25 protein-coding genes are annotated in these 26,998 nt (G+C 68.3%); 16 read left to right on the top strand and 9 right to left on the bottom strand.

What is annotated here, in order from left to right:
• Nucleotides 1-33: 33 nt before the first annotated feature.
• Complete coding sequence (gene dtd, locus AC5P57_RS13510) at nt 34-474, bottom strand: D-aminoacyl-tRNA deacylase (RefSeq protein ID WP_043034581.1); 441 nt, start codon at nt 472-474, stop codon at nt 34-36.
• Nucleotides 475-535: 61 nt separating this feature from the next.
• Between dtd and AC5P57_RS13505 the strand changes: the two genes are divergently transcribed.
• The 4 genes from AC5P57_RS13505 to AC5P57_RS13490 all read left to right on the top strand — a co-directional run bounded on the left by AC5P57_RS13505 (nt 536) and on the right by AC5P57_RS13490 (nt 4,790).
• Nucleotides 536-1,456 carry a lauroyl acyltransferase gene (locus AC5P57_RS13505; RefSeq protein WP_099554591.1) on the top strand — a complete coding sequence of 307 codons (921 nt, stop codon included), beginning with the start codon at nt 536-538 and terminating at the stop codon, nt 1,454-1,456.
• An 86-nt stretch (nt 1,457-1,542) separates the two neighbouring features.
• A complete protein-coding gene (ribA, locus tag AC5P57_RS13500) occupies nt 1,543-2,679 on the top strand; it encodes a GTP cyclohydrolase II RibA (protein WP_099554589.1) in 1,137 nt (378 codons plus the stop codon).
• Nucleotides 2,680-2,754: 75 nt separating this feature from the next.
• Entirely contained in the window at nt 2,755-3,255 is a 501-nt protein-coding gene (locus tag AC5P57_RS13495) for a PH domain-containing protein (RefSeq protein WP_099554585.1), read from the top strand.
• Complete coding sequence (locus AC5P57_RS13490; RefSeq protein WP_099554583.1) at nt 3,252-4,790, top strand: PH domain-containing protein; 1,539 nt, start codon at nt 3,252-3,254, stop codon at nt 4,788-4,790. Before AC5P57_RS13495 ends, AC5P57_RS13490 begins: the two co-directional genes overlap by 4 nt.
• Nucleotides 4,791-4,928: 138 nt before the next feature.
• Here the strand turns inward: AC5P57_RS13490 and AC5P57_RS13485 are convergent, their stop codons facing one another.
• On the bottom strand, nt 4,929-5,987 hold the full coding sequence (locus AC5P57_RS13485) for a CDP-glycerol glycerophosphotransferase family protein (RefSeq protein WP_262235383.1): 1,059 nt from the start codon (nt 5,985-5,987) through the stop codon (nt 4,929-4,931).
• Between AC5P57_RS13485 and AC5P57_RS13480 the strand changes: the two genes are divergently transcribed.
• Nucleotides 5,986-6,804 (top strand): glycosyltransferase family 2 protein, encoded by an 819-nt coding sequence (locus AC5P57_RS13480; RefSeq protein ID WP_099554577.1) that lies wholly within the window; start codon nt 5,986-5,988, stop codon nt 6,802-6,804. The genes AC5P57_RS13485 and AC5P57_RS13480 overlap by 2 nt on opposite strands.
• Nucleotides 6,805-6,847: 43 nt before the next feature.
• Nucleotides 6,848-7,969 carry a glycosyltransferase family 4 protein gene (locus AC5P57_RS13475; RefSeq protein WP_262235384.1) on the top strand — a complete coding sequence of 374 codons (1,122 nt, stop codon included), beginning with the start codon at nt 6,848-6,850 and terminating at the stop codon, nt 7,967-7,969.
• On the opposite strand, the gene AC5P57_RS13470 is transcribed toward AC5P57_RS13475, so the two are convergent.
• The 5 genes from AC5P57_RS13470 to def form a co-directional block, all read right to left on the bottom strand.
• Entirely contained in the window at nt 7,942-9,231 is a 1,290-nt protein-coding gene (locus AC5P57_RS13470; RefSeq protein WP_262235385.1) for an O-antigen ligase family protein, read from the bottom strand. The genes AC5P57_RS13475 and AC5P57_RS13470 overlap by 28 nt on opposite strands.
• Nucleotides 9,232-9,348: 117 nt before the next feature.
• Entirely contained in the window at nt 9,349-11,070 is a 1,722-nt protein-coding gene (locus AC5P57_RS13465; protein ID WP_262235386.1) for an ArnT family glycosyltransferase, read from the bottom strand.
• Nucleotides 11,071-11,093: 23 nt separating this feature from the next.
• The gene (gene rsmB, locus AC5P57_RS13460; protein WP_099603870.1) at nt 11,094-12,425 is read right to left on the bottom strand and encodes a 16S rRNA (cytosine(967)-C(5))-methyltransferase RsmB; all 1,332 of its coding nucleotides are present in this window, start codon (nt 12,423-12,425) and stop codon (nt 11,094-11,096) included.
• A 3-nt stretch (nt 12,426-12,428) separates the two neighbouring features.
• Nucleotides 12,429-13,352 carry a methionyl-tRNA formyltransferase gene (gene fmt / locus AC5P57_RS13455; protein ID WP_099554567.1) on the bottom strand — a complete coding sequence of 308 codons (924 nt, stop codon included), beginning with the start codon at nt 13,350-13,352 and terminating at the stop codon, nt 12,429-12,431.
• A gap of 120 nt (nt 13,353-13,472) precedes the next feature.
• Nucleotides 13,473-13,985 carry a peptide deformylase gene (gene def, locus AC5P57_RS13450; protein WP_099554565.1) on the bottom strand — a complete coding sequence of 171 codons (513 nt, stop codon included), beginning with the start codon at nt 13,983-13,985 and terminating at the stop codon, nt 13,473-13,475.
• 126 nt (nt 13,986-14,111) lie between these two features.
• On the opposite strand from def, the gene AC5P57_RS13445 reads away from it, so the two are divergent.
• From AC5P57_RS13445 to AC5P57_RS13405, 9 genes are all read left to right on the top strand, one after another.
• Nucleotides 14,112-15,245: a LysM peptidoglycan-binding domain-containing protein gene (locus tag AC5P57_RS13445; RefSeq protein ID WP_262235387.1), complete on the top strand. Its 1,134-nt coding sequence runs from the start codon at nt 14,112-14,114 to the stop codon at nt 15,243-15,245.
• 182 nt (nt 15,246-15,427) lie between these two features.
• Complete coding sequence (dprA, locus tag AC5P57_RS13440) at nt 15,428-16,555, top strand: DNA-processing protein DprA (RefSeq protein WP_262235388.1); 1,128 nt, start codon at nt 15,428-15,430, stop codon at nt 16,553-16,555.
• Nucleotides 16,556-16,598: 43 nt separating this feature from the next.
• Complete coding sequence (locus AC5P57_RS13435) at nt 16,599-17,072, top strand: DUF494 family protein (protein ID WP_005411195.1); 474 nt, start codon at nt 16,599-16,601, stop codon at nt 17,070-17,072.
• 39 nt (nt 17,073-17,111) lie between these two features.
• A complete protein-coding gene (locus tag AC5P57_RS13430; protein WP_099554556.1) occupies nt 17,112-17,870 on the top strand; it encodes a pilin in 759 nt (252 codons plus the stop codon).
• 49 nt (nt 17,871-17,919) lie between these two features.
• Nucleotides 17,920-18,855 (top strand): RDD family protein, encoded by a 936-nt coding sequence (locus AC5P57_RS13425; RefSeq protein WP_099554555.1) that lies wholly within the window; start codon nt 17,920-17,922, stop codon nt 18,853-18,855.
• Nucleotides 18,856-19,047: 192 nt separating this feature from the next.
• Complete coding sequence (locus AC5P57_RS13420; protein WP_099554552.1) at nt 19,048-21,525, top strand: DNA topoisomerase I; 2,478 nt, start codon at nt 19,048-19,050, stop codon at nt 21,523-21,525.
• A gap of 91 nt (nt 21,526-21,616) precedes the next feature.
• Nucleotides 21,617-22,207 (top strand): L-threonylcarbamoyladenylate synthase type 1 TsaC, encoded by a 591-nt coding sequence (gene tsaC / locus AC5P57_RS13415; RefSeq protein ID WP_099554549.1) that lies wholly within the window; start codon nt 21,617-21,619, stop codon nt 22,205-22,207.
• Between the two features lie 43 nt (nt 22,208-22,250).
• On the top strand, nt 22,251-22,940 hold the full coding sequence (locus tag AC5P57_RS13410; protein ID WP_099554546.1) for a DUF4124 domain-containing protein: 690 nt from the start codon (nt 22,251-22,253) through the stop codon (nt 22,938-22,940).
• Between the two features lie 35 nt (nt 22,941-22,975).
• Nucleotides 22,976-23,719, top strand: a complete 744-nt coding sequence (locus tag AC5P57_RS13405) for a hypothetical protein (RefSeq protein WP_099554543.1) — start codon at nt 22,976-22,978, stop codon at nt 23,717-23,719.
• Nucleotides 23,720-23,812: 93 nt separating this feature from the next.
• Here AC5P57_RS13405 and AC5P57_RS13400 read toward each other — a convergent pair whose 3' ends face one another.
• Nucleotides 23,813-24,589 (bottom strand): SDR family oxidoreductase, encoded by a 777-nt coding sequence (locus AC5P57_RS13400; protein ID WP_019660789.1) that lies wholly within the window; start codon nt 24,587-24,589, stop codon nt 23,813-23,815.
• A gap of 112 nt (nt 24,590-24,701) precedes the next feature.
• Here AC5P57_RS13400 and AC5P57_RS13395 point away from each other — a divergent pair, with 112 nt between their 5' ends.
• A complete protein-coding gene (locus AC5P57_RS13395; protein ID WP_099554540.1) occupies nt 24,702-24,914 on the top strand; it encodes a hypothetical protein in 213 nt (70 codons plus the stop codon).
• Nucleotides 24,915-25,034: 120 nt separating this feature from the next.
• Here the strand turns inward: AC5P57_RS13395 and sppA are convergent, their stop codons facing one another.
• A complete protein-coding gene (gene sppA / locus AC5P57_RS13390; protein WP_099554537.1) occupies nt 25,035-26,957 on the bottom strand; it encodes a signal peptide peptidase SppA in 1,923 nt (640 codons plus the stop codon).
• Nucleotides 26,958-26,998: the final 41 nt, after the last annotated feature.

Raw genomic sequence — 26,998 nt, 5'->3', positions numbered from 1 at the left:
GGGCCCCGCCTGCCGGGCGGTGGTCCCGCAGGCTCAGGGCCGGAGAAGGAAGGTCACGGGACCGTCATTGACCAGGCTGACGACCATATGGGCACCAAATCGGCCCGTTTCCACCCCTGGCGCGTGATTTTCACGACAGATCTCGACAAAACGATTGAACCCGCGTTCAGCCTCGTCCGGCGGCGCGGCCGTGGTGAAGCTCGGCCGCATGCCCGAACGGGTGTCGGCGGCCAGGGTGAACTGGCTGACCAGCAGCAGGCCGCCGCCGGTATCGCGCAGCGAGCGGTTCATCTTCCCGGCCTCGTCGGCGAATACCCGGTAACCCAGCAGGCGCTCGGCCATCCGCCGCAGCTGGGCCTCGGTATCGCCCGGCTCCATGCCGACCAGGGCCAGCAGGCCGGGCCCGATCTGGCCCACGGCCTCATCGTCGACATGGACGGCGGCCTGGCTGACACGCTGGATCAGGACGAGCATCGTGGGCTTCCAATGAACAGGGCCGGCCACGATAGCAGCGCCCTTGGCTAAACTGGCGCCGATGAATCCGCAACGCAAAGCCCGGCTGGTCTACCGCGCCACCACCCTGTTCGCCCGCCTGCCCTGGCCGCTGCTGCGGGCGTTCGCGCGCGCCCTGGCGTGGGCGTGGATCGCCCTCAATGCCCGGGAAAGCCGTGTCACCCGGCGCAACCTGGAGCTGGCCTACCCCGAGCTGGACGGCGCTGCCCGCGACCGGCTGCACCGGGAGCTGCTGCGCTCCACCGCCCTGCAGGCCATCGAAACCCTGCGCCTGTGGAGCCAGACGCCGGCCGACAACCTGCGACTGCACCTGAAGCAGCGCCATGGCGAGGCCCTGTACGACGCGGCGCTGGCCAGCGGCAAGGGTGTGATCGTGGCGGCCCCGCACTTCGGCAACTGGGAGCTGCTGAACCAGTGGCTGGCCTCGCGCGGGCAGATCGCCATCGTCTACAAGCCGCCGGAGGACGAGGCCAGTGATGCCTTCCTGCAGCTGGTGCGCGGCGGGCAGAACGTGCAGCAGGTGCGCGCCGAAGGCCCGGCCGTGCGCCAGCTGTTCAAGGTGCTCAAGGACGGCGGCGCCACCGGCATCCTGCCCGACCAGCAGCCCAAGGCCGGCGATGGCGTGTTCGTGCCGTTCTTTGGCGTGCAGGCGCTGACCATGACCCTGGTCAACCGGCTGGCCGAGCGCACGGGCGCCACCGTGCTCTATGGCTGGTGCGAACGCATCGGGCCGGACATGGAATTCGCCCTGCACATCGAGCCGACCGACCCGGCCGTGGCCGATCCGGACCCGCAGGTGGCCGCCACCGCACTCAATGCCGGCATCGAACGCATCGCCCGCCGAGACCCGGCGCAGTACCAGTGGACCTACAAGCGCTATACGCTGCGGCCACCGGGCAGCGACGAGGAAGACCCCTACGCGACCGAAGAGCATCCCCACTGACGGCCCCCCCGCCCAGGGCTCCCGGTCCCTGCGACCGGCGGCCGCACCGCGTTGAATTCAACGCCATCGCCCCCATAGAGACTGCGATGTCCGCCTCCCCCGGTCCTGCCATGTCTGCTGCTTCTTCCCTGTTCGGCGATCCGGCCGCGATCCGCTGCGAGCGCGCGGTTGCCGAACTGCGTGCCGGTCGCCCGGTGCTGCTCCACGATGGCCAGGGCCAGCGCCTGGCGGTGATCGCACTGGACAGCGCCACGGCCAGCAGCTTCGCCGCCTTCGCCACTGCCGCCCGCGAACGCCACTATCTGTTCCTGACCGCCACCCGTGCCCGCGTGCTCGGCGTGGACGCACCGCAGGGCGCGCGCCTGCCGCTGAGCGGTGTGGCCTTCGATGCCCTGCCCTCGCTGGGCTACCTGCGCGAGCCCGGTCCAATGCCGGAAGGCTGGAGCGCGGGAGACGCCTTCGATGCCGGCGCGGTGGAGCTGGCCCGCCTGGGCCTGCTGCTGCCAGCGATGGTGGCCGTGCGCCTGGACGCCGATGACCACACCTTCGACGGTGCTGCCGAGGTGGCCCTGTGCGACCTGGCCGAAGGCGCAGCACATGCGGCCCACGACTACGAACTGGTAGCGCGTTCGCCGGTGCCGCTGCGCGACGTCGGCATGACCACCTTCGCGGTGTTCCGCGGCGGTGTGGCCCAGCGCGACCAGGTGGCGATCATCGTCGGCGAACCGGACCTGACGGCCGTAGTGCCGGTGCGCGTGCATTCGTCCTGCTTGACCGGTGACCTGTTCGGTTCGCTCAAGTGCGACTGTGGCGACCAGCTGCGGCGCGGCCTGCACAAGCTGAAGGAACTGGGCGGCGGCGTGCTGCTGTACCTGGACCAGGAAGGGCGCGGCACCGGCATTGCCGCCAAGATGCGCGCCTACGGCTACCAGCACGATGGCCTGGACACCATCGACGCCGATGCACAGCTCGGCTTCGGTGCCGACGAACGCCGCTATGGCAGCGCGGTGGCGATGCTGCGTGGCCTGGGCATTTCGCGCGTGGCGCTGCTCAGCAACAACCCGACCAAGGCACAGCGCCTGCGCAATGCCGGCATCGAAGTGCTGGACTGCATTCCGGTCACCGGCGAGATCACTGCCGAGAACGAGAACTACCTGCGTACCAAGGCCGACCGTGCCGGCCACCTGCTGGATGTCGATGCACTGATCCAGGCTGCCCAGTAACGCAGCCGACCTGCTACCGTCTGCGCGGTGCGGCCACGGCCGCTACCGCCCGCCCTGCTGCCTGACGGAGCCCGCGTGACCGACGCCTCGATTCCTGTACCACCCGCCACTGATTGGCAGGTACTGCCGCAACGCGCAGCCCGCCTGGCCGCACTGGAAGGAGCCTTTGGCGGCCTGTTCGTCCCGGGCCTGCCACTGGCGGCGGCGGCGTGGTTCTTCGATCTGCCCGGCAGCCTGTGGACCGCTGCAGCCGGGCTGCTGATGGGTGTGGCCTTTGGTGCATGGCTGGGCCATCGACGTCTGGTCCGCACCCGTTGGCGGCTGGACGCACAGGGCCTGGGCCTGCGCCGCGACCTCATGTGGCAGCTGGAAACGCGCATCCCGCTCTCGCGGGTGCAGCATCTCGATCTGCGCCGGGGCCCGCTGGAGCGCCGTGCCGGCCTGGCCACGCTGATCGTGCACACCGCCGGCACCCGCATGAGCGCGGTGACCGTGAGCGGCCTGGACGAAGCCGACGCCGAACGCCTGCGCGACACCCTGTCCCACCAGCTCGACCAGGACGCCGACGCCCTGTGAGCCTGCCGCCCCCCCTGCCTGCACCGTTGCCCGCCGGTACCGAGGACCACCGGCTGCACCCGTGGTCGTGGCTGTTCGTGCTGCTGATGCAGCTGCGCCACTACTTCCTGCCGCTGGTCGCGCTGCTCGTATTCGGCCAGCGCGGCGACCGCGATCCGATGTGGGCGCAGCTGATTCCGCTGACGGCAATTGCCGCGCTGGTCCTGGTGTCGGTGCTGCAGTACCTCAGCTACCGCTACCACATCGGCAGCGATGCCATCACCGTGCGCAGTGGCCTGCTGTCGCGCAACCGCCGCGAGATCCCGTTCGCCCGCATCCACAACGTGGAAGTACGGCAGAACCCGCTGCATCGCCTGTTCGGCGTGGCCGAGCTGCGCCTGGAGTCGGCCGGCGGTGTGCGCCCTGAAGCGGAGATGCGGGTACTGAAGCTGGACCAGGCACTGGCGCTGGAACGACTGGTGCGCCAGCGCGGGCAGGCACCGCAGGCCAACGACGCCGTCGACGCGCCGCCCATTGCCGACGTCGACAGCGAACACGTGCTGCTGCGACTGTCCAGCTGGGACGTGGTGCGCATGGGACTGCTCTCCAACCGCGGCTGGGCACTGGCGGTGGCCGCGTTCGGCGTGCTGTTCCAGACGGTGCCGCGGCCGGTGATGGACGATGCCATCCAGCGCGGCGGCCGCGAGGCCTTCGGCTATGCCAGCCACCTGCATCCCGGCGTGACCGGCGCCTTCCTGCTGGTGGCTGCAGCCCTGCTGCTGGGCTGGCTGGCGCTGCGCGTGCTGTCAGTGGTGCTGACCCTGTTGCGTTACCACGGCTTCACCCTCGTCGAGCAGGACCGCCGCCTGACCGTGTCGGCCGGGATGCTCAGCCGCACCCGCAGCAGCGTCGCACGTCGGCGCATCCAGGCCTGGACCCTGCGCGAAGGCACCCTGCAGCGCTGGTTCGGGCTGCGCCAGCTGCGCATCGACAGTGCCGCCGGTGGCCCTTCGCGTGATGAGGACCGCGCCCTGCGCGAACTGGCGCCGCTGGCAACCCGCGAACACTGCACACGGCTGGTGCAGCACCTGCTGCCACAGCTGCACTGGCCGCCGACGCAATGGCAGTCCATTCCGCAGCGCGGCTGGTGGCGGCTGTGCCTGGGCGCGTTGCTGCTGGTACCGCTGCTGGCAATCGCTGCGCACTGGCGTTGGGGCCCCTGGGGCCTGGTCGTCCTGGCCTGGCTGCCGGTCGCACTGTTGGTCGCACACCGGCAGATGGCACGCATGGGCTGGTATCTGGACGAGCATTATGTGGCCGTGCGCGGCGGCTGGTGGAAACGCTGGTGGCGCTGGGCCGAGCTGGACAAGGTGCAGGGCCTGCGCCTGCAGCGTTCACCGCTGGACAAGCTGCTGGGCACCAGCAGCCTGCAACTGGATACCGCCGGTGCGCATGGCGACGTGGCACTCACCCTGCACCATCTGCCGCAGGCACAGGCACAGCAGGCGATGGAGCAGCTGGCGGTGGCATTGGCGCGGCGCAAGCTGCGCTGGTAAGCCATACAGGTGGTGCCGGCCTCTGGCCGGCAACCGCAGACATTCCAAGGTTGCCGGCCAGCGGCCGGCACTACCGCGTGCGGGGCCGTGCATCCACGCATGGCGTGGATCTCCTGTACAGCCGAGCCGATGCTCGGCTTACCTCTGCGACGGGCCCCAGTAGCCGAGGTCCTTGCGGATCTGCAGGTCGCGCATCCAGCTGCCGAATGGCTTGCGGCGCAGCGCCCCCATTTCACCGGACAGGAAATCCTCGGTGGCCGCGATCACCCGCTCGCTGGACAGGCCATCACGGTACGGGTGGATGGCATCGGCGTAGCGCACGATTTCCGCCTGCAACGCGGCGTCCGGATGCAACGCGCGCTGCAGCATCGCCGGCAGCTGTGCCGGGTCGTCGAAATCAATCATGTGCGGCTTCGGCACGCGGTTGCGGAAGGTCACCACCGGCTTGTGCTGGACGATGAACTCCGAAACGATCGACGAGGTGTCCGACACCAGCACATCGGCGGCACGCTGCGCGGCCATCACCTGCTCCGGCTCGATGAAGCGGGCATCGGCACCGGCCAGCGCGCGGTAGCGCTCGAACAGCTCCGGCGGACATTTGGGATGCAGGGTCAGCAGCCAGTAACGCCCACCGGCGGCGATATCGGTGGCGATCTGCGCATGCAGGTGCGGGGCCGCACTCAGCCGCTCGGTGAAGGTCGAGCCGAACAGGATCACCGGGCGATCGCCGGCCGGCGCGCGCAGTGCGGTGCTCTCGCCACCGTCATCGCGGAACAGCGGGTCCAGCTTCGGCCAGCCGGTCTCGGCCACCGCGAAGTGGCCCTGCAGGGCCGCGATCTCGCGGAAGGGCGTCGTGGTGGCCGGCCCCTGCGTGCAGTACAGGTCGAACATGCCGCGCACCCGGAAGTGGCCGCGCGCGCTGTCGCGCTTTTCCACATTGAAGCCATGGAACAACTGCACCTTGGCCCCCGAAAGGAAGGTCGGCACCCAGTTGGCCGCACTGAACACCGCCCGCGGGCGCATTGCCAGGGCCTGCTTCAGGCCGACGTTGGGCACCCCCGGCAGGCTGCTGCCGGCCGCGCCGCCCTCGAACCAGGCCGCAACCTCCTGCCCGGACGCGTGCAACGCCTGCGCCAACGGGGCGAGAATAGGCAGCGCATAGCGCTCCGTCGCAAACAACAGGTACCCGGCCATCATGTCCTCCACGACCGCTCCCATCGAACGGCCTCGCATCTCGGCGTGCATTATCGCGTTCAACGAGGCCGGGCGCATCGGCGACTGCCTGGCCTCGCTGGCCTTCTGCGACGAGATCGTGGTGGTGGACTCGCAGTCCACCGATGCCACCGTGGCCATCGCCGAGGCGGCCGGTGCCCGCGTGCTGCAGCACGTGTTCGAGGGCTTCCGCAGCCAGAAGGCGTTCTGCGTCGAGCAGGCCAGCCACGACTGGGTACTGTGCCTGGACGCCGACGAGCGCATCAGCCCCGAGCTGCGTACGGCCATCGAACAGGCCCGTGACGGCGGCTTCGCCGGCCACGCCGGCTACCGTTTCGCCCGCCTGTCCGAATACTTTGGCAGGTTCCTGCGCCACGGCAATGCTTACCCGGACCGGGTGATGCGCCTGTTCGACCGCCGCCAGGGTGGCTGGCGCGGCAGGCGCGAGATCCACGAGGCGGCCAGCGTCGACGGCAACGTCGGCACCCTGCGCGGCGATCTCATCCACTACCCCTACCGATCATTGCAGCAACAGCTGGCCAAGACCGAGAAATATGCCCGGATGATGGCCGAGCACGAGTTCGCGCGTGGCAAGCGCGCCACGCTGGGCAAGCTGGTGCTGGCCCCGGCCTGGCGGTTCTGGCGCGGCTTCCTGTTCCGCGGCGGCTTCCGCGACGGCTGGCACGGCCTGGTCTATGCCTATGTGCGTGCCAACTACGTACGGCAGAAGACCATCATGCTGTGGATGCTGGGCAACGGCCAGGCGGTGGCCGATCCTCCGGCCCCCATGGAACGGCCCTGAGCCTGCTGTGTCACACTTGTCGCGCGTTGCCTGAAGATCCCCCATGAAAATCCTGTACACCAACTTCCACTACGGCGACGGTGGTGGCCACACCACGTACATCGTGTCCCTGGCGCGAGCCCTGCATGGCCAGCACACGCTCCATGTCGCAGCCCCCGCCGACAGCCGCCTGCTGCGTACGGTGGCCGAGGAAGGAATCGCCACCCCGCTGCCCATGGCCTTTGGCAGCGGCCTGCCGACCCTGCCGCAACAACTGGCCGAACAGCGCGCGTTGCGCCGGCTGGTGCAGGACGAGGGCATTGACCTGGTCCACGTCAACGGGGCTCGTGACCACCGCTTCGTGATGCAGGGACTGCTCGGCATGCGCCGCCCGCCGATCATCCTGACCAAGCACAACAGCAAGCCCACCCGTACGCTGGGCAATGCCTTCAGGGCACGCTGGGCCACCGACCGCGTGATTGCGGTTTCTGCGCACACCGGGCGCCTGCTGGAGCAGGGGCCCTACCGACGCTGCCCGATCGATGTGGTGCGCAATGGCGTCGACCTGGACCGCTTCGCACCGCTGCCGGCCGACGCCGGCCAGGCGATGCGACAGCAATGGACGCAGGACCCGGATGCACTGCTGCTGGTCAGCAACGCCGGCACCGATGACTACAAGGGCTGGATCGACCTGGCGCAGGCCATTGCCCTGCTCCCCGACGCGATCCGCCCGCATGTGCACATGGCGGTCGCCGGTCACCTGCCCAACGCGCAGCAACGCGCGCAGGTGCAGGCCCTCGGTGACGTCGCCGCACAGGTCCATTTCACCGGCCTGCTGGCCGATACGCGCCCACTGATCGCCGCCGGCGACGTCGGCTTCGTGCTGTCCAACGACATCGAAACGATCTCCTTCGCCTGCCGCGAAATGATGGCCAGCGCCAGGCCGATGCTGGTCAGCGACTACGCGGGGCTGCCGGAGAACATCGAGCAGGGTGTCGATGGCTGGGTCGTGCCCACCCGAGACGTGGCCGCCATCGCCGCACAGGTGCAGGCGATGTATGAACAACGCCAGGTGCTGCCGGCGATGGGCATGGCCGCCCGCCGCCATGCAGAGCGCGAGTTCGGCCTGCAGACCTTCGCCGGGGCGACCCTGGCCAGTTACGAAGCGGCCCTGGCCTCGGCCTGATCTGCCCGGCGCGGCTCGGACAGGGCCAGCAGCAGGGCAACCCAGGCGGCATAGAACGAGGCGGTTCGCATGTCACGCAGCATCATTTCGGTGACCCCGAAGACGGCGAATGCAACGCAGATGCTCAACCCTGCCGCGGCATGCAACCGCGACCGTTCGTCGCCACGCCACAGGCGTGGCACGAACACCAGCGCAGGGGCCACGTACACCAGCACAAGGCCAAGCCCCCCCAGCACGCCGTAGGTGGCCAGGAAATACAGCAGGTCGTTGTGGGTCTCGCCAAAATCACGCGCGACCATCGCCGACACCTTTCCCTCTCCGGCAAGCCGTTCAAGTTCCTGGCGGAAGCGGTCGCCACCACCGACACCGAACACCGGCTGCTCGCGGATCATGTAGCCAGCCGCGGTCCACAACTGAAGGCGGATGCAGACCGAGGTATCGGCCAGGTGGTCGGCACTGCAATCGCCATACTCGCTCACGCCAGCATCGATGCGATCGCGCAACGCACCATCATGGGTGGCGACAATGCCGACGCCGGCCGCCAGCACCAGGCCCAGCAGGATCTTCATCCGGCCAAGCCGGCGCCCCATCACCAGCAGGCCGATCAGCAGGAAGCAGGGAATCGCCAGCAGGCCACCGCGGGTCTGCGTCCACAGGAATGCGACCAGGCCAAGGATGCCGGTCAGCAGCTTCAGCGTGGCTTCGATGCGGGTGAAACGGGTCACCGGCAGGCCCAGCGACATCAGGCTCAGCACGCCGAACAACAGGGTCAGGTCGCCGTAGGTCACCGCATTGAACTGCTGGGTGGCAGGCCGCACGCCGGTCTCCAGCGCCAACCAGCCAATGATGGCCGCTGCCGCCCACACCGCGGGCAGGGTGCCAAGCATCGCCCGCGCAAGGATGCTGCGCGGCACCCGCAACGCGGCGAACAGGATCAGCAGCATCGACAACAGGCGCGCGGCCTTTTCGACCTCCGATCCCTTCCAGATGCCATGCACGCCCAGGCTGATCAGCACGCCGACCAGCATCACGCCCATGCCGATGCCCATCCACGCATAGCGCCGGGCGGAACCGGGCAGCAGGCGCGGAGCAGCCGAGGGCATCACCAGCAGGATGATCGACAGCAGGATCGCCAGGTAGAACCCCGCACTGCCGCCCTCCATGGTGATCATCAGCAGGGTCGGCAACGCCCCCAGCACCACGGCGTAGGCGCCGGCCAGGAGGCCGGTCGTGCGGGAGGTAGGCGGGGAAAGCGGAGTCACGTGGTGCGGTCGGCAGGTCGATGGCGATAGACCGGCACGGTGCCGGGAGCGGCCCTCATTCTAGGCCAGAGCAGGCCGCGGGTTGACGCAGGCCGGCCATGTTCGTCGCTCATTCGTTCAGTCCGCATCCGGTGGCCCCTGCAGCCGGTACTCGCGCTCCAGCTCCTTCAGGTCAGGCACGCAGGCTCCGGACACCGCCCCGGCGGGCACCAGCCACCAGCGACGGCGGTTGGATATGCCGGCCATCTCCGCCTGCGAACGATCAATGCACCCCTGCATGGCATCGTCATTCACCAGCAACCAGCGATGCCGGGGGGACAAGCGCTGCCAGCGCACGGCCGCCTGCAGCTGTTCATGCCAGCGGTTTTCGAATCCAAAGGTCGCCGCGCGGCGGTCCGCCATCAGCAGATTCTGTTCCTTCCAGGCCACCAGCCCCAGCTCTGCGTCTGGCCCGAGACGCATGCCGACGTCACGCATCAGACCACGCGCAGAACTTGAATCATTCAGCAACGGGTAGCCGAACAGGCCGTAAAGCACCCAGGCCACGGCCAGGGTCGATACCAGCGCCAGATGGCTTCGACGCCAGCCAGCCACCACCAGGCTCAAGCCACCCCATAGCCCCATCGCCAGGATCGTCCACGCCAATGCATCGGTGGCGCCGGGCGCCAATCCGCGTCCATGGGCAAGGTTCACTTCGAAGCGCGGATCACCCAGCAAGGCGAGCGCCCCGACCAGGCTCAATCCCAGTGCCAGCAACGCGGCAAACCCTCCCAGTACCGCCTGCACATCCCGTCGCTTCAGCAGCCCGGGCAGCAGCGGTGCCAGCGCCAGGCAGAACATCGGCAGCGCCGGCAGGATGTAGACATCGCGCTTGCCCTGGGGAATCGAGAAGAACAGCACGACCAGTACCCACCAGGCCAGCGGCAGCAGGTAGCGAGGGTCACGTCGGCGCAGGCGCCTGCGCCATGCGGGAATCGCCCATGGCAGCGCCAGGAACGCCGGGATCCACATCGACGGCATCACGCCGAAGAAGTACCACCACGGCTGGTGATGGTCCCAGGACTGCGTGTAGCGGCGGGCCGTCTGCCGCACCAGGATGTCGTTGATGTAGGCGCGGTACTCGTCCGACCCGGTGCCCAGCGCGGCCAGCAGCATCGGCGCCAGCCACAGCGATACCGCCAGCAGGAAGGCCAGCGGTGCCAGCCAGAAGCGGCCATCGCGCGCGTGCAGGGAAACACGGGGCCACTGCAGGGCTGCAGCGATGGCTGCCGGCACGATCATCAGCAGCGCCAGCATGCCCACGCCCTTGGTGATCACCCCGATACCGGCAAAGAACCAGCCCAGCCACCACCAGCGCCAGGCCGGGCCCAGCAGCAGGTGGCGCAGCAGGCCATAGTTGGCCAGGGTGATGAACAGCACCAGCAGCGGATCGATCTGCGCCTTCTTCGCCTGGAAGGTGAACTGCAGCGCGAACAGCAATGCCCATCCCGCGTACAGCCCTGCCTGCCGCGTCCACAGCCGGCGCCCCAGGTCGACCACGCACCACAGCGTGCCCAGTGCGGCCAGCAGCGAGGGCAGCAGGAAGGCCACGCGCCAGTGGCCAACCAGGCCGTACAGCGAGGCCTGCCACCACATCAGCATCGGCGGCTTGTCCGAATACAGCTCGGTACCGCGATGCGGGAACAACCAGTAACCGCTGTCGACCATCTGCCTGGCCACCAGCGCGAAGCGTGGTTCGTCAGAGGGCCACGGATCGCGGAGACCGAGACCGGCCCCCAGCACCAGCAGGGCCACCACCACGAACAACCACGTCTGGCGCGACGCGTGGGTTTTCAGCATGGGACTCGAAACGGCAGCGGGGGTCAGGCTGCTTTTATCAGACGCGCGTAGAAGAAACCGTCAGCATCGTTGTCACCGGGCAGTCGCTGGCGTGCCACGCCTTCGCAATCCACGCCGAATGCATCGCCCAACGGCTGCGCCACGGCGTCCGGATGCCACTTCAGGAACGCACGCACCTGATCGATGTTCTCGGCGCGCAGGATCGAGCAGGTGGCATACAGCAGCACGCCGCCCGGGCGCAGCATCGACCAGCAGGCTTCCAGCAGGCGCGCCTGCACGCCCACCAGTGCATCGATGTCCTCGGCGCGACGGTGGAACATCACATCCGGCTGGCGGCGGATCACGCCCGTGGCCGAACACGGCGCATCCAGCAGGATCGCGTCGAACGGCACGCCGTCCCACCACGAGCCGGGATCGCTGGCATCGGCGACCAGGGTCTGCGCATGTTCGCCCACACCGGTGCGGGTGTAGGTGTCACGCGCACGCGCGAGCCGGCGCGCGTCGATGTCCAGCGCCAGCAGGCGCAGGCTGGGGTCACGCTCCAGCAGGTGCGCCGACTTGCCACCGGGGGCCGCGCAGGCATCCAGCACGCGGGCACCGGTCGCGGGCGCCAGCGCATCGGCCGCGCATTGCGCCGACAGATCCTGCACCGACAGCGCGCCCTCGCCGAAGCCCGGCAGCTGGTTCACGGCAACGGGGGCCGCCAGGCGCAGCGCATCGGCGCACAGTGCAGTGGCTTCAGCAGCTATGCCGGCCTCGGCCAGCGTCGCCAGGGCCTTGTCGCGACCACCGTGCTGGCGGTTGGCACGCAGCCACAACGGCGCGGGTTGCAGGCTGGCGCTGAAGATCGCTTCGGCCTGCGCCGGCCAATCGCGTTCGATCGCATCAGCCAACCATTCCGGGAAGGCGTCGCGCGCAGGCTGTTCAGGGAACCCCTCGCGCTGGGCGCGGCGCAGGATCGCGTTGACCAGGCCAGCCTGGCGCTCACGGCCCAGTGCACGCGCGGCATCGACCGTGGCCGACAGCGCCGCGTGAGCAGGCAGTTCGAGCACGTCCAGCTGGGCGAAGCCGACCATCAGCAACGTGCGCAGGTCGGCATCGCGCGCCGACAGCGGCTTCTGCATCCAGGCCTGCAATGCCGCGTCATAGGTGCTGCGACGGCGCAGCACAGCAAAACACAGGGCTTCCAGCAGCGCGCGGTCGCGGCTGTCGGCCAGCTTCGGCAGTGCCCAGGCCAGTTCGGCCTTCAGCGAACGGCCGCGGGTGAACACCTGTGCCAGTACGCGCGCGGCCAGCATGCGCGTGGCCGCGCCCGGTGCCGCCTTGGCGACGGAGAAATCGTTCTGCTTGGACACCGCTTATGCCCCCACGCGCAGATCGCGGCGAGCGTTGAGGTAGTCGGCAGCGGTGATCGCCTTGCCGCCTTCACGCTGCAGCACGCGCAGGCGCAGCGTGCCCTGGCCACAGGCAATGTCGATGCCGTCGCGGCCGGCGGCCAGCACGGTGCCCGGTGCCTGGCCGTGGTCCGCCTCCAGCGCCACCGCGCCATGGATGCGCACCCGTTCACCGGCCAGCGTCGCCTCGGCGATCGGCCACGGATTGAACGCGCGCACGGTACGCGCCAGCGCACCGGCACCCTGCGCCCAGTCCAGTCTGGCTTCGGCCTTGTCCAGCTTGTGCGCGTAGGTCACGCCCTGTTCCGGCTGCGGCCGCGCGATCGGCTTGATGCCCGCGCGCAGCAGGCCCAGGCCGTCGGACAGCACCTGTGCGCCCAGCTCGGCCAGCTTGTCGTGCAGCTGGCCGCCGGTATCGGTGGCGGCGATCGGCAGTTCCTGGTGCAGCAGCACCGGGCCGGTATCCAGGCCAGCTTCCATCTGCATCAGGCACACCCCGGTCTTCGCGTCACCGGCCTGGATCGCACGCTGGATCGGCGCGGCGCCGCGCCAGCGCGGCAGCAGCGAGGCATGCACGTTCCAGCAACCATGGGTCGGGATGGCCAGCACCGCCTTGGGCAGGATCAGGCCATAGGCCACCACCACCATCAGGTCCGGCTGCAGGTCACGCAGCTGCTGCTGGGCGGCCGCGTCCTTCAGCGACTCCGGCTGGTAGACCGGAATGCCACGGGCCACGGCTTCGAGCTTGACCGGCGAAGGCGCCAGGCCACGGCCACGGCCGGCCGGGCGATCAGGCTGGGTATAGACCGCCACGACCTCATGGTGACGCGCAGCCGCGCGCAGCGACGACACCGCGAATTCCGGCGTACCGGCAAAGACAATCCTCATGGCTACCCCACTTGCAGGATGGATTCGTGCAGGAAAGAAAACGGCGCCGTCGGCCGGCGCCGTACAGCCCGCGCGAGCCGCGCAGGCACGGGCCACCCGAAGGGTGGCCCGGATTGGCGATCACGCCACGTGCTTGCGCTGCTTGGCCAGCTTCTTGCGCACCATCTCGCGCTTGAGCGGCGACAGATAGTCGATGAACAGCTTGCCGTCCAGGTGATCCATCTCGTGCTGGATGCAGGTGGCCAGCACTTCGCCGGCTTCCATCTGCTGTTCCTGGCCGTTGCGGTCCAGGTACTTCACGGTGATGGTGTCGGCACGGGTGACGTCGGCGAAGATGCCCGGAACCGACAGGCAGCCTTCCTGGTACACCCTGCCCCCGTCCTTGGCGACGATTTCCGGATTGATGAACACGTGCGGTTCATTCTTTTCTTCGCTGACGTCGATGACCATGAAGCGCTTGTGCACGTCCACCTGGGTGGCGGCCAGGCCGATGCCCGGGGCGTCGTACATGGTCAGGAACATGTTGTCGATCAGTTCCTGGAAGGCCGGCGAGGTGACTTCGGCGGCTTCGATCAACGCGGCCTTGGTACGCAGGCGCGGATCGGGGAACTCGAGAATGGGGAGAAGGGCCATGGCTGTTTCCGGATAGGGGGCCGGCACGCCGGCATACGTCGCAGATTCTAGCTCCAACGCTTGCCTTGCGCCCCGGTTTCTGGACTATAGTGCGCGGACCTGTTGGGGAATCAGGGCTTCACACCTATGTTGCTTCGTTTTCGTACGGTCGTCGCCGCGGCGATGCTGACCGTGGCTGCCTATGCTACCGCCGTGGAAGTGAATGGCGGGCACCCGGACACCTATGTGGTCCGAAAAGGGGATACGTTGTGGGATATCGCCGCACGTTTCCTGCAGAAGCCGTGGCTGTGGCCGGAGATCTGGCAGGCCAATCCGCAGATCGCCAACCCGCACCTGATCTATCCCGGTGACGTCCTGAGCCTGGCCTATCTGGACCGGGTGACCATGGCAGCCCAGCCCGGCCCGCGCCAGGAGGCCCCGATCGACGCCATTCCGCTGGCCCAGGTCGAGCCGTTCCTGAAGCAGCTGAGCGTGGTCGACAGCATCGAGCAGCTGCCCTACGTGGCCGGCCTGGAAGAAGAACGCCTGCGTGCCACCAGCGGCCACGCCGTCTATGTGCGCCTGGCCGACGCCCAGATGGGCCAGCGCTGGGCGGTCGTCCGCCCGACCGTTCGCTACGCCCAGCCCAAGCCGACCGAGGACCTGACCGCCAACGGCGACGTCACCCCGGGCAGCGGCAACCTGTGGCGCGCCTACAGCGCACCGAACCACCGCCGCGGCGTGCTCGGCTATGAGCTGTCCCAGGTCGCCACCGGCACCATCACCCATGTCGCCGGCGGCAAGGTCGAGGCGTCCACCCTGGTACTGGACAAGAACGAGGGTGGCCGCGAGGTGCGTGCCGGCGACCGCCTGGTGCCGATCGAGGCCAAGCCGTACGACCTGCAGTTCGTGCCCCATGTCCCCGCCGCCGGTGTCGAGGGCGTCGACGTACGCGTGCTGGCCGTCACCGACATGTTCACCGCCGGCGGCCCCCGCGACGTGATCGCGATTTCGGCTGGTCGCACGCAGGGCGTGGACAATGGAACCGTGTTCTCGCTGTGGCGCCCGGGGCGCCATGTGGCGCACCGCATGAAGTACCCGAACTCGTCGCGCTCGGACGATTCGCTCAGCACCGGCGCCGGCCGGGTCTCGCTGCCGGACGAGTACGCGGCGCATGCCATGGTGTTCCGCACCTTCGACAATGTCAGCTACGCGCTGGTGATGCAGGGCGTCAAGCCGGTGCGCGTGGGGTACAACGTCCTGCACCCGGATGCGAAGTAGAGTCGACTGTGTAGAGTCGACTGTTGGTCGACTGCGCTTCGTCCAGATGCTCGAAAACGCCCGCGCTGCGCGCGATGTTCGACTGGCAGCCGCCCCTGCAGGGGCGGTCTCCGGCAAACCCTGACGGTCACATGCGAAGGCGCCCTAGGGCGCCTTCGTTGTATCCGGCCGATAGTGGGGGAATGACCAGACAGGTGGATGAGGCGCTGCTGCGCCTGGTGATGGCAGGCGGCGCGCTGGCGCCACGGCGGGCCCTGCTGCAGGCCGCGGGCAACGCGGAGATTGCGATCGCGCAGGGGGCTGCGAACTGGCGCGCGCACGGTTGCACGCCAGAGCAGTGCGCCGCACTGGAACGCCCCGACGCCCGCGCCTGGACCGTGGCACGGCACTGGCTGGAAGGCGACGACCACCATCTGCTGTCCTTCGCCGACACGGCCTTTCCGCCGCCCCTGCTGGACGTCCCGAACCCGCCGCTGGCGCTGTTCGTGGCGGGCGATCCCAGCCTGGCCTGGCGCCCTTCGGTGGCACTGGTCGGCAGCCGCTCGCCAACCCCGGGAGGACGCGCGCTGGCCGCACGCTTTGCCAGCTGCTTCGTCGAGGCCGGACTGGCCGTAACCAGTGGCCTGGCGGCCGGCATCGACGCGGCCGCCCACCTGGCCACATTGGAGGCTGGCGGCTGCACAGTGGCGGTGATCGGGACCGGCCCTGACCGGGCCTATCCGGACAGCCACCAGCGGTTGCAGGGGCGGATCGCCGCCGAGGGCGCGGTGCTCAGCGAGTACCTGCCGGGAACACCGGCACGCCCGGGCCACTTCCCTGCGCGCAACCGGCTGGTGGCCGGGCTGGCGCTGGCGACGGTGGTGGTCGAGGCCGCGCAGCGCTCCGGCGCCCTGATCACTGCGCGCCTGGCTGCCGAGGCGGGCCGCGAAGTCTGTGCCCTGCCCGGCTCGGTACTCAACCCACGCGCAGCGGGCTGCCACCGGCTGATCCGTGAAGGAGCCGCACTGGTCGAGCGCCCCGAGGAAGTGCTGGAACTGCTGGCCCCTGCCCTTCGCCAACAGCTGCCGGGCTTGCAATCACGGCTGGGCACCCCCACTGAACAGGCACCGCCGGCGCTCCTGCCGGCGCGCTGGGCCGACGACCCTGACTACCAGTGCTTGTGGCGGGCCCTGGACCACAACCCAAGCAGTATGGATTCACTGATCACGCGCTGTGGATTGACGGCGCCCCAGGTGTCCTCCATGCTGCTGGCCATGGAACTGGCGGGAATCGTGGTGTGCGTACACGGCCGCTACTGTCGAACTCCCTAGTTTCTTCACCTCCACAGCGTCGCGCGACGCAGGCCGAGGGGCAATGAAAGAGAGCATCCTGGACGTACTGCTGTACCTGTTTGAACACTATTTCAGCGAAGACGCGGACCTGATCCGTGACCGCGATTCGCTCCAGAACGGCCTGATCCAGGCCGGTTTCAGCCCAACCGAGATCAACAAGGCGTTCGACTGGCTCGACGCCCTGGCCGCGCAGCGGCCGAGCGTGGCCCAGGCACGGGTCGATGGCCCCGTGCGCGTCTACCACGGCCCCGAGCTGGACAAGCTGGACGTGGAATGCCGCGGCTTCCTGCTGTACCTGGAACAGCACGGCATCCTCGACGCCGACCAGCGCGAACTGGTGCTGGACCGGGCGATGGCCCTGGACCAGGACGAACTGGACCTGGACGACCTGAAATGGGTCGTGCTGATGGTGCTGTTCAACCAGCCTGGCTCCGAAGCAGCCTATGCCTGGATGGAGACGCAGATGTTCATGGACGAGCCAGAACCCCTGCACTGACCGTACACTTGGGGGCATAGCGCATTCAGGAGCGTCCCCGTGAGCGAGTGGTTCCATGCAGAAGGCAACCGGCAGCAAGGTCCGCTGCCGGCGGAACAGTTGGTCGAGTTGTTCCGCAACAACCAGATCACCCTGGACACCCTGGTCTGGCGCGACGGCCTGCCGCAATGGCAGCCGTTGCGCACCGTCGTGGACGAACTCGGCCTGATCGTGCCGGCGCTGGACGCCGCCGCACCGCCGGTCGAACCCGAGCCGGAACCGGAACCTGTCGCACCGCCTCCGCCGCAGCCGCCGGTACTGCCGGCGTCCACGCCCTACGCCACCAGTGCATCGGCCACCATCCTGCCTGCACCGAAAAAGAAACTGTCCGGCTGTGCGCTGACCGCCATCATCGGTGGTGGCCTGCTGCTGGTGCTGGTGCCGATCCTGGCCATCCTTGCCGCGATCGCGCTGCCGGCCTACAAGGATTACACCGTACGCAGCAAAGTCGCCGGCGCCGTGGCCGCGCTGCAGCCGCTGAAAGACCAGGTGCAGCATTTCGCCGATGACGAAGGCCGCTGCCCGGGCGCAAATGACGCCGGCTTCCCGGCCCCGGGCGACTTCGCCCACGCGGGCCTGTCAGCCGTGAACATCGGCCGCTTCAACAACGGCCACTGCGGCATCGAAGCAACACTGGCGGTACCCGGCAAGGGCATCGACGGCGACCTGCTGTGGCTGGAATACGACCGTGACAGTGGCCGCTGGGAATGCAGCGGCGAAAGCGACGACAAGTACCTGCCGCAGTCGTGCCGCGGCTGAGCCGCGCGCATGCCAGCACCTCCATGGACGATCCAACAGGGAACATGCAATGACTGATGAGTGGTATTACGCCGAGGGACAGCAGCGCCAGGGCCCGCTGCCGGTGCAGGAGATCCGCCAGCGCTTCCAGCGCGGCCAGTTGAACCTGGACACCCTGGTCTGGCGCGAAGGCATGGACCAGTGGGCGGCGCTGCGCCAGGTGGTCGACGAGCTCGGGCTGCAGACCCTGGCCGATGCAAGTACCACCGCAGGCAGTGGCGGTTTCGATCTGCGCAACGACTATGCGGCCATCGACAACGGTACCGCGCCGCTGCCCGGCACCGGTGCCCTCAGCAGCTCGCCCTACAGCGCCCCAGCAGCGCTCGGTGCCGGCGCCCATGCGCAGCCGGTGGTCGGCGGCGAAGTCGTCTATGCGGGCTTCTGGAAGCGCGTGGCAGCCTACGTGATCGACTACTTCGTGCTGGTCATCCCCGGCAGCATCATCGGCGTCATCCTCGGCGTGATCCTCGGCGCCGGCATGGGTGCGGTGGGCAGTGACGAGTCGGCCATCGAGATCGTGGCGCAGCTGGCCAGTGCACTGATCAACTTCGCCATCGGCATGGCGTACTACACCTGGTTCCATGCCTCGAAGGGCGGCGCCACGCTGGGCAAGATGGCGGTCGGCATCAAGGTCGTGCGCGGCAACGGCGAGCGCCTGACCAAGGCCCGCGCGTTCGGTCGTTACTGGGCCATGCTGCTGAGCAGCTTCACCCTCGGCATCGGTTTCCTGATGGCGGCCTTCACCGAGCGCAAGCAGGGCCTGCATGACATGATCTGCGACACCCTGGTGGTCGACCGCTGGGCCTACACCGACCAGCCCCACCTGCAGCGCCGCGAGCTGGGCACCGTGACCGTGCTGGTGCTGGTGTTGACCGGCCTGCTGTCGCTGGTGGGCCTGGCGCTGCTGGTGTTCGCGGTCGGCTTCATCGCCAAGATGGCCTCCTGAACGGCCATCCTCACGCCTGGCTGCTTGACACGGGCTGGCCGGGCGTGATTCCTCTAATAAGGTGAACCTGAACGCCCGGCACATTACCGGGCGTTCAGTTTATGGATTTGCGCGTGGCCGCTTCACTAATGCGGCCATTTGCTCCACCCTAGCGGCCCCTTCCCCACGGTTCGCCCCACAGACCCTGCTGCCATGCCCAAGCACCTGCTCATCGTCGAATCGCCGGCCAAGGCCAAGACGATCAACAAATACCTCGGCAAGGATTACACCGTCCTGGCCTCGTATGGGCATGTGCGCGACCTGATTCCGAAGGAAGGCGCGGTCGACCCGGACAACGGGTTCGCCATGCACTACGACGTGATCGACAAGAACGAGAAGCACGTCGATGCGATCGCCAAGGCCGCCAAGGGCGCCGACGACATCCTGCTGGCGACCGACCCGGATCGCGAGGGTGAGGCGATCAGCTGGCATATCGCCGAGATCCTGAAGGAACGCGGGCTGGTCAAGGACAAGCCGATGCAGCGCGTGGTGTTCACCGAGATCACCCCGCGCGCCATCAAGGAAGCCATCAGCCAGCCGCGCGCGATCGCCAGCGACCTGGTTGATGCCCAGCAGGCGCGCCGCGCGCTGGACTACCTGGTCGGCTTCAACCTGTCACCGGTGCTGTGGCGCAAGGTCCAGCGCGGCCTGTCCGCCGGCCGCGTGCAGAGCCCGGCGCTGCGCATGATCGTCGAGCGCGAGGAAGAGATCGAAGCCTTCATCGCCCGCGAATACTGGTCGATCGCCGCCGAGTGCGCGCACCCGTCGCAGCACTTCAACGCCAAGCTGATCAAGCTGGATGGGCAGAAGTTCGAGCAGTTCACCATCACCGATGGCGACACCGCTGAAGCGGCGCGCCTGCGCATCCAGCAGGCCGCGCAGGGTTCGCTGCACGTCACCGACGTGGCCAGCAAGGAACGCAAGCGCCGCCCGGCGCCGCCGTTCACCACCTCCACCCTGCAGCAGGAAGCCTCGCGCAAGCTGGGCTTCACCACTCGCAAGACCATGCAGGTCGCGCAGAAGCTGTATGAAGGCGTGGCGATTGGCGACGAAGGCACCGTCGGCCTGATCTCGTACATGCGTACCGACTCGGTGAACCTGTCGCAGGATGCGCTGGCCGAGATCCGCGATGTGATCGCCCGTGATTACGGCATCGCCTCGCTGCCGGACCAGCCCAACACCTACCAGACCAAGTCGAAGAACGCCCAGGAAGCGCACGAAGCGGTGCGCCCGACCTCGGCCCTGCGCACCCCGGCCCAGGTCGCACGCTTCCTCACCGACGACGAGCGCCGCCTGTACGAACTGATCTGGAAGCGTGCAGTGGCCTGCCAGATGATTCCGGCTACGCTCAACACGGTCAGCGTCGACCTGTCGGCCGGCAGCGAACACGTGTTCCGTGCCAGCGGCACCACCGTGGTCGTGCCCGGCTTCCTGGCCGTGTACGAGGAAGGCAAGGACAACAAGAGCGCCGAGGACGAAGACGAAGGCCGCAAGCTGCCGGCGATGAAGCCTGGCGACCGCGTGCCGCTGGAACGCATCCAGGCCGAACAGCATTTCACCCAGCCGCCGCCGCGCTACACCGAAGCGGCACTGGTGAAGGCCCTGGAAGAGTACGGCATCGGCCGTCCCTCGACCTACGCCTCGATCATCCAGACCCTGTTGTTCCGCAAGTACGTGGAAATGGAAGGTCGCAGCTTCCGCCCGTCCGACGTCGGCCGTGCGGTGTCCAAGTTCCTGTCCAGCCACTTCACCCGGTACGTGGATTACGACTTCACCGCCAAGCTTGAAGACGAGCTCGATGCCGTCTCGCGTGGCGAAGAAGAGTGGATCCCGCTGATGTCGCGCTTCTGGGAACCGTTCAAGGAACTGGTCGAAGACAAGAAGGAATCGGTCGATCGTGCCGAGGCCAGTGGCGCGCGCGAGCTGGGCACTGACCCCAAGACCGGCAAGCCGGTCAGCGTGCGGCTGGGCCGCTTCGGGCCGTATGCCGCCATCGGCAGCACCGCCGAGGATGCCGAGGAGAAGCCGAAGTTCGCTTCGCTGCGCCCCGGCCAGTCGATGCACACCATCTCCCTGGAAGACGCGCTGGAGCTGTTCCTGATGCCGCGCGCACTGGGTGAGGACAATGGCGAGCCGGTCAGCGTCGGCATCGGCCGCTTCGGCCCGTTCGCCAAGCGCGGCAGTACCTATGCTTCGCTGAAGAAGGAAGACGACCCGTACACCATCGACCTGGCCCGCGCCGTGTTCCTGATCGAAGAGAAGGAAGAGATCGCGCGCAACCGGATCATCAAGGAGTTCGAGGGCAGCGATATCCAGGTGCTGAACGGCCGCTTCGGCCCGTACATCAGCGACGGCAAGATGAACGGCAAGATCCCCAAGGATCGCGAGCCGGCATCGCTGACCCTGGCTGAAGTGCAGCAGCTGATGGAAGAAACCGGCAAGCCGGTACGAAAGGGCTTCGGCGCCAAGAAGGCTGCTGCGAAGAAGGCTCCGGCCAAGAAGGCGGCAGTGAAGAAGGAAGCCGCGCCGAAGAAGGCAGCGGCCAAGAAGGCGCCGGCGAAGAAGGCCGCCAAGAAGGCGGTGAAGAAAGCGGCGAAGAAAGTAGTGAAGAAGGCCGCAGCCAAGAAGTAGATCCACGCCATGCGTGGATGAGGATCGTGCCGGCCAGCGGCCGGCACTACCACCGGGTGCCACCACCCCATCTGCACGCGGCAGGGGGATAATGAAGCCCCACGCCGGGCCGGTCGCCGCCATGAAAGAACTCACCCTGGACTCTGCTGTCGCCACGCTCCGCGCGGGCGGCGTGATCGCCTACCCGACAGAAGCGGTCTGGGGCTTGGGCTGTGACCCTTCGCATGAGGCGGCAGTGCACATGGTGCTGCGCTTGAAACAGCGGCCGATCGAGAAGGGCATGATCCTCGTTGCCGCCGAACTGCCTCAGCTGGAAGGCTGGGTGCGCCTGCAGGCGCTGCCGGACGCACGCCAACGCGCGGTGCTGGCCAGCTGGCCCGGCGCCAACACCTGGATCCTGCCGGCCGGACCCCGTGCCCAGCCGTGGGTCACCGGGGAGCACAGCGGCATCGCCGTGCGCATCAGCGCCCACCCGCTGGTGGCCGAACTCTGCCGTGCCTGGGGAGGCCCGCTGGTCTCCACCAGCGCCAACCTGGCAGGCGAGCCGCCGGCGCGCAGCCGCGAAGAACTGGATCCACGCCTGCTGCGCCTGCTCGACGGCATCCTGGATGGCCAAACCGGCGGCCTGGCCCAGCCCACCCCGATCCGCGACGCGCTGAGCGGCAACGTGCTGCGCTCCTGAGCGACCGATTGCGCTGCCCAGCACAATCGCGCACCCTGCCGTCATGAACCTGCTGCGCACCGCCTTGGGCCTGTGCCTGCTGCTGCCATCGACGGCACCGGCGGCCGAAGACGTGCGGGTCTACCGCTGCGTCGCCAGCAACGGCGCGGTGACCCTGCAGGACACACCCTGCAACAGCGGTCGCCAGGAAGTCCGCGACCTGCAACGCCCGCGCGATCCAGCGCCGCGGGTGGCACGCAGCGATGCGACGCCCGCGCCACCGGACCACGCTCCGGTGATGCGTGACCGCGAGGTCCGCCACGTCTACATCCAACCGCCGCAGCCGCTGTACGAATGCGTGCGCGACGACGGCCAGCGCTATACCAGCGACAGCAACGAGGGCAATCCGCGTTGGGTGCCGTTGTGGACCAGCGTCTGGCTGCCACACGGGCATCGGGGCCCGGCCTACCCGGGTCCGCGCCCGGCCATCGGCACACCGATCGGTTCGCCCGTGAGCGAGGGTGCAGGTTACCGGCCGCCCGCAGTCGGCGTAGGCGTGCAGGTCCCGGCCGGCAGCGTGCTGGTGCGCGACAGCTGCCACGCGCTGCCACCACAGGAGGTCTGCGCGCGCCTGCGCGACCGCCGCTGGGAACTGGACCGTCGCTACAACAGCGCACTGCAGAGCGAGCGCACCGCCATCAGCAACGAACAGCGTGGCATCGACGCGCGCCTGTCACGCGACTGCCAGCGCTGAGCGCAGCCCCGCATCGCAGCCTGTACGCTGTGTGCATGAACAGACTGATCTGGTTGGCCCTGGCGTTGTTGCCCGGCACGGCACTGGCCGAAGCGGGCGTGGTGTACCGCTGCACGTCCAGCAACAGCGACATACCGACCCTGCAGCGTACGCCCTGCCCGTCCGGCAGCAAGCAACAGGTGCTGCGCGTGCCCGAGCCGGCCAGCGCTCAGCCGGCGGTGGTCGCGCCGCCCCCGGCGCCAGCACCTGCTGTCACCGAGACGCCCGCCGCAGTGCCGACCAGGTCCGCTGCAGTGCCTGCGGCCGCAGCGGCACCAAGGCGCGCGGACGAAGGGCGCACCATCATGGAAGCGGGAATGGTTGAACGCGAAGGTGGCAACCAGATTCTCGACAGTGCGACCCTGCGCCGTGATGCCGACACCCGTGCCGAAGCAGCCAACGGACCACCGAAGCCACCACTTCCCCCGATCTTCCAGTGCACCGACGGACAGGGCGGTGGCTATCTGTACGAGTACGAGGCATCACCCGGTCGCTGCGAACCGATGGCGGTACAGGGCCTGGGCGGGGTCACACCAATGAATGCCGCAGGTTGTGAAGTCGTGCGCGACCGATGCGAGGAGCTGCCCGAGGTACAGCGCTGCGGCAGTTGGCAGCAGCGCTTCCGCGATGCACGCGGCCGCGAACGATTCGCCACGCCGGAGAACCGCGACGCCGCACGAGGCGAGCGGGAACGGCTGCAGGGTGTACTGGAGGCCAGCAACTGCCCGGTACCGGGGTGACGGCCACGCGGTAGTGCCGGCCGCTGGCCGGCAACTGCAATCATCTGAAGATCCTGCGGTTGCCGGCCAGCGGCCGGCACTACCACCTCATGATCAGAACCCGTAGCGCAGGAAGCCACCATCCACCGCGATGCACTCGCCGGTGACATAGCTGGCTGCCGGCAGGCACAGGAAGCCTACCGCGGCAGCCACTTCCTCCGGCTCGCCAATGCGGCGCATCGGCGTGCGGTTGATCACCTCCTCGTAGTAATCCGGGTCCGACAACGGACCGGAGGTCCGCCGCGTGCGGATGTACCACGGCGCCACGGCATTGACCCGGATGCCATCCTCGGCCCACTCGACGGCCAGATTGCGGGTCATCTGGTGCATCGCGGCCTTGGTCATGCCGTAGACCACGCCGCTGCGCACATGGGTCAGGCCGGACACGCTGCCGACGTTGACGATGGATGACGATGCGTGGCGTGCCAGCAGCGGGTGCGCGTAGCGCGACAGCTCGAACGCCGAGAACAGGTTGGTCTCGAAGATCTTCCGCCATTCATCCTCGGAGTATTCCGTGGCCGCCTTGGTGACATTGCCTCCTGCGTTGTTGACCAGGATGTGCAGGCCATCACTGTGGTCTTCCACCCAGTCCAGGATCTGCCGGCGGTCCTCGTCGTCGGAGACATCGGCGGCCAGCGCGTGCACCTGCATCTGCGGATATACGTCCAGCAGCTCGTCGCGCGCGGTCTCCAGCATGTCGATATCGCGCCCGACGATCATCAGGTCGGCGCCGAAGCCGGCCAGTTCGTGCGCGATGGCCAGGCCGATACCGGCGCTGGCACCGGTGATCAGGGCGGTCTGCCCGTCCAGGCGCCACCGTTGCTGGGTCATGTGTCCTCCCGGGGCCGCGCCCGCTGCATTTCGATGCGGCAAGGATACGCGCTCACGGCGGCCCTCTGCCGAGGATGCGACACTGCACGTACGCCCACCGCGGAGAGCCGCCATGCGCATCCTGATCCTGTCCTCGTCCCTGCTGGCCAGCGTGCTGCTGGTGGCCTGCCAGCGGCCGCCGACGCCGAACCCGGAGAAGCCACCGGTGCCCAAAGCGATGTCGCGTGCAATGCAGGAGCCCCTGGACCGTGCGAAGGACGCACGGAAGGCCGTGGAAGAGGCCGCCGCACGCGAACGCAAGGCCGAGGCCGACGCGACGCAATGATGGGTGGCCTGTGGGGTCAGAGCCCTTTGCCATGCAAAGGGGTCCGACCCCATGAACGAAAACGCCCGGCCGAAGCCGGGCGTTTCCAGTAGATCCACGCCGTGCGTGGATGCTTTCCGATCAGAACCCGCAGAAGCAGTACGCCAGCGCCTTCACCGGCGCGCCATTACCCTTCTCGCGGGCCGCGTTCTCGACAAAGCGCAGCTGCGTATCCACCTCCGGCATCGCGCGGGCCAGCATCATCCGCGCCATGCCCGAGTCGGACAGCATCCAGGCGCCGGCGCGGCTGCCGGCGAAACCGCTGACGAACTGCGCGAACGGCGTCGCCGCCTTCTCGATGTAGCGCACGCGGTAGGCATCAGCCTTGCCCAGCTTGGCACGGCTGGCGGCATCGGCCACGGCGTCCTTCAGGCCACCGAAGGCATCGACCAGGCCACGTTCCTTGGCCTGCGCACCGCTCCACACGCGGCCACGGGCCACTTCATCGACCGCCTCGACCGGCTTCTTGCGGGCATCGGCGACGCGACCGGTGAAGTCGGCATAGCCCTTGTTGATCACCGTCTGGATGACCTGGCCCACGGCCGGGTCCATCGGGCGGGTGACGTCGAAGGCACCGGCGAAGCGGGTGGTGCCCACGCCGTCGGTATGCACGCCGATCTTGTCCAGCGCACGGCTGAAGTTCGGGACCATGCCGAAGATGCCGATCGAACCGGTGATGGTCGACGGATCGGCGTAGATGCGATCGGCGTTCATGCTGATCCAGTAGCCACCGGAGGCGGCCAGGTCACCCATCGACACCACCACCGGCTTGCCGGCGGCCTGCAGCGCCACCACTTCGCGGCGGATCTGCTCGGAGGCGAACACTTCACCGCCCGGCGAATCCACGCGCAGCACCACGGCCTTCACGTTCTCGTCGTCACGCGCGGCACGCAGCAGCGCCGAGGTCGACTCGCCGCCGATGCGGCCGGCTGGCAGGTCACCACCGCTGATCTCGCCTTCGGCCACCACCACCGCCACCTGCGGACGCGAGTCCACCGGGTTGCGGCGCGCATCGAGCAGGGCCAGGTAACGACCGAAGTCGACGTTGCGGAAACCGCCGTCGGCATCGTCGTCGGCCACGCCGCGCTCGATCATCAGATCCTCGAACTCCTCGCGGGTCTTCAGCGCGGTCACCAGCTTCTGCTGCAGGGCGAACTTGGCCAGGTCGCCACCGGCGGCGGCGATGCCTTCCGGCAGCGTGTCGATGCCGGCGGCCAGCTGTGCCGGATCCAGGCGACGGGCCTTGGCGATGTCGGCCAGGTAGCGCTGCCACACATCGTTCATCCAGAACAGGTCGGCTTCCTTGGAGGCCGGCGACGCCGCATCTAGCACGTACGGCTCGGCGGCGGACTTGTACTCGCCCACCTTGAACAGGTGCACGTCCACGCCCAGCTTGTCCTGCAGGCCGGTGCGGAAGTACTGGCGGTAGCGGCCGAGGCCTTCGAGCACGACCGAACCCATCGGGTCCAGGTAGACCTCGTCGGCCTGTGCGGCCAGCAGGTACTGCGACTGGCCCATGCTCTCGCTGTAGGCCACCAGCTGCTTGCCGGACGCGCGCAGGTCCTGCAGCGCGGCGGCGACTTCACGCAGCGAGGCGAAGCCCGACGGCTGCAGCTTGTCCAGTTCCAGCACCACGCGCTCGATCTTCTTGTCTTCCTTGGCCGACTCGATCACCCGCAGCAGGTCGCGCAGCTGGATCTCTTCGGCGCCGTTGTCGCCCACCGCCTTGGCCAGCGCGCGGCTGACCGGATCAGCGCTGAACTGCTCGACCAGGCGGCCTTCCGGCGCGATCACCAGGGTGGTGCGGTCCTGCAGCGACTTGCTGGCACCGGCGCCCATGCCGGCGGCGATGACGAACATCACCAGCAGCAGGAACAGCAGGCCGAAGAACACCAGGTTGAGGATCAACCGGCGGGTGAAGTTCATGACGTCCCACAGCCCGATGAAGAAACTGGCGACGGGGTTGCGACGCGCCGGGGGCAGCGGGGGCACGGGTTGATTCATGGAACGCTCCGGATGGCTTCTTGCCGTGGTACCAGCATAGC

This window comes from Stenotrophomonas sp. YJH_SMC_79 (assembly GCF_059367995.1).
The sequence above is the reverse complement of the archived record's forward strand: the minus strand, read 5'-3'. Positions and strand labels throughout refer to the sequence as shown.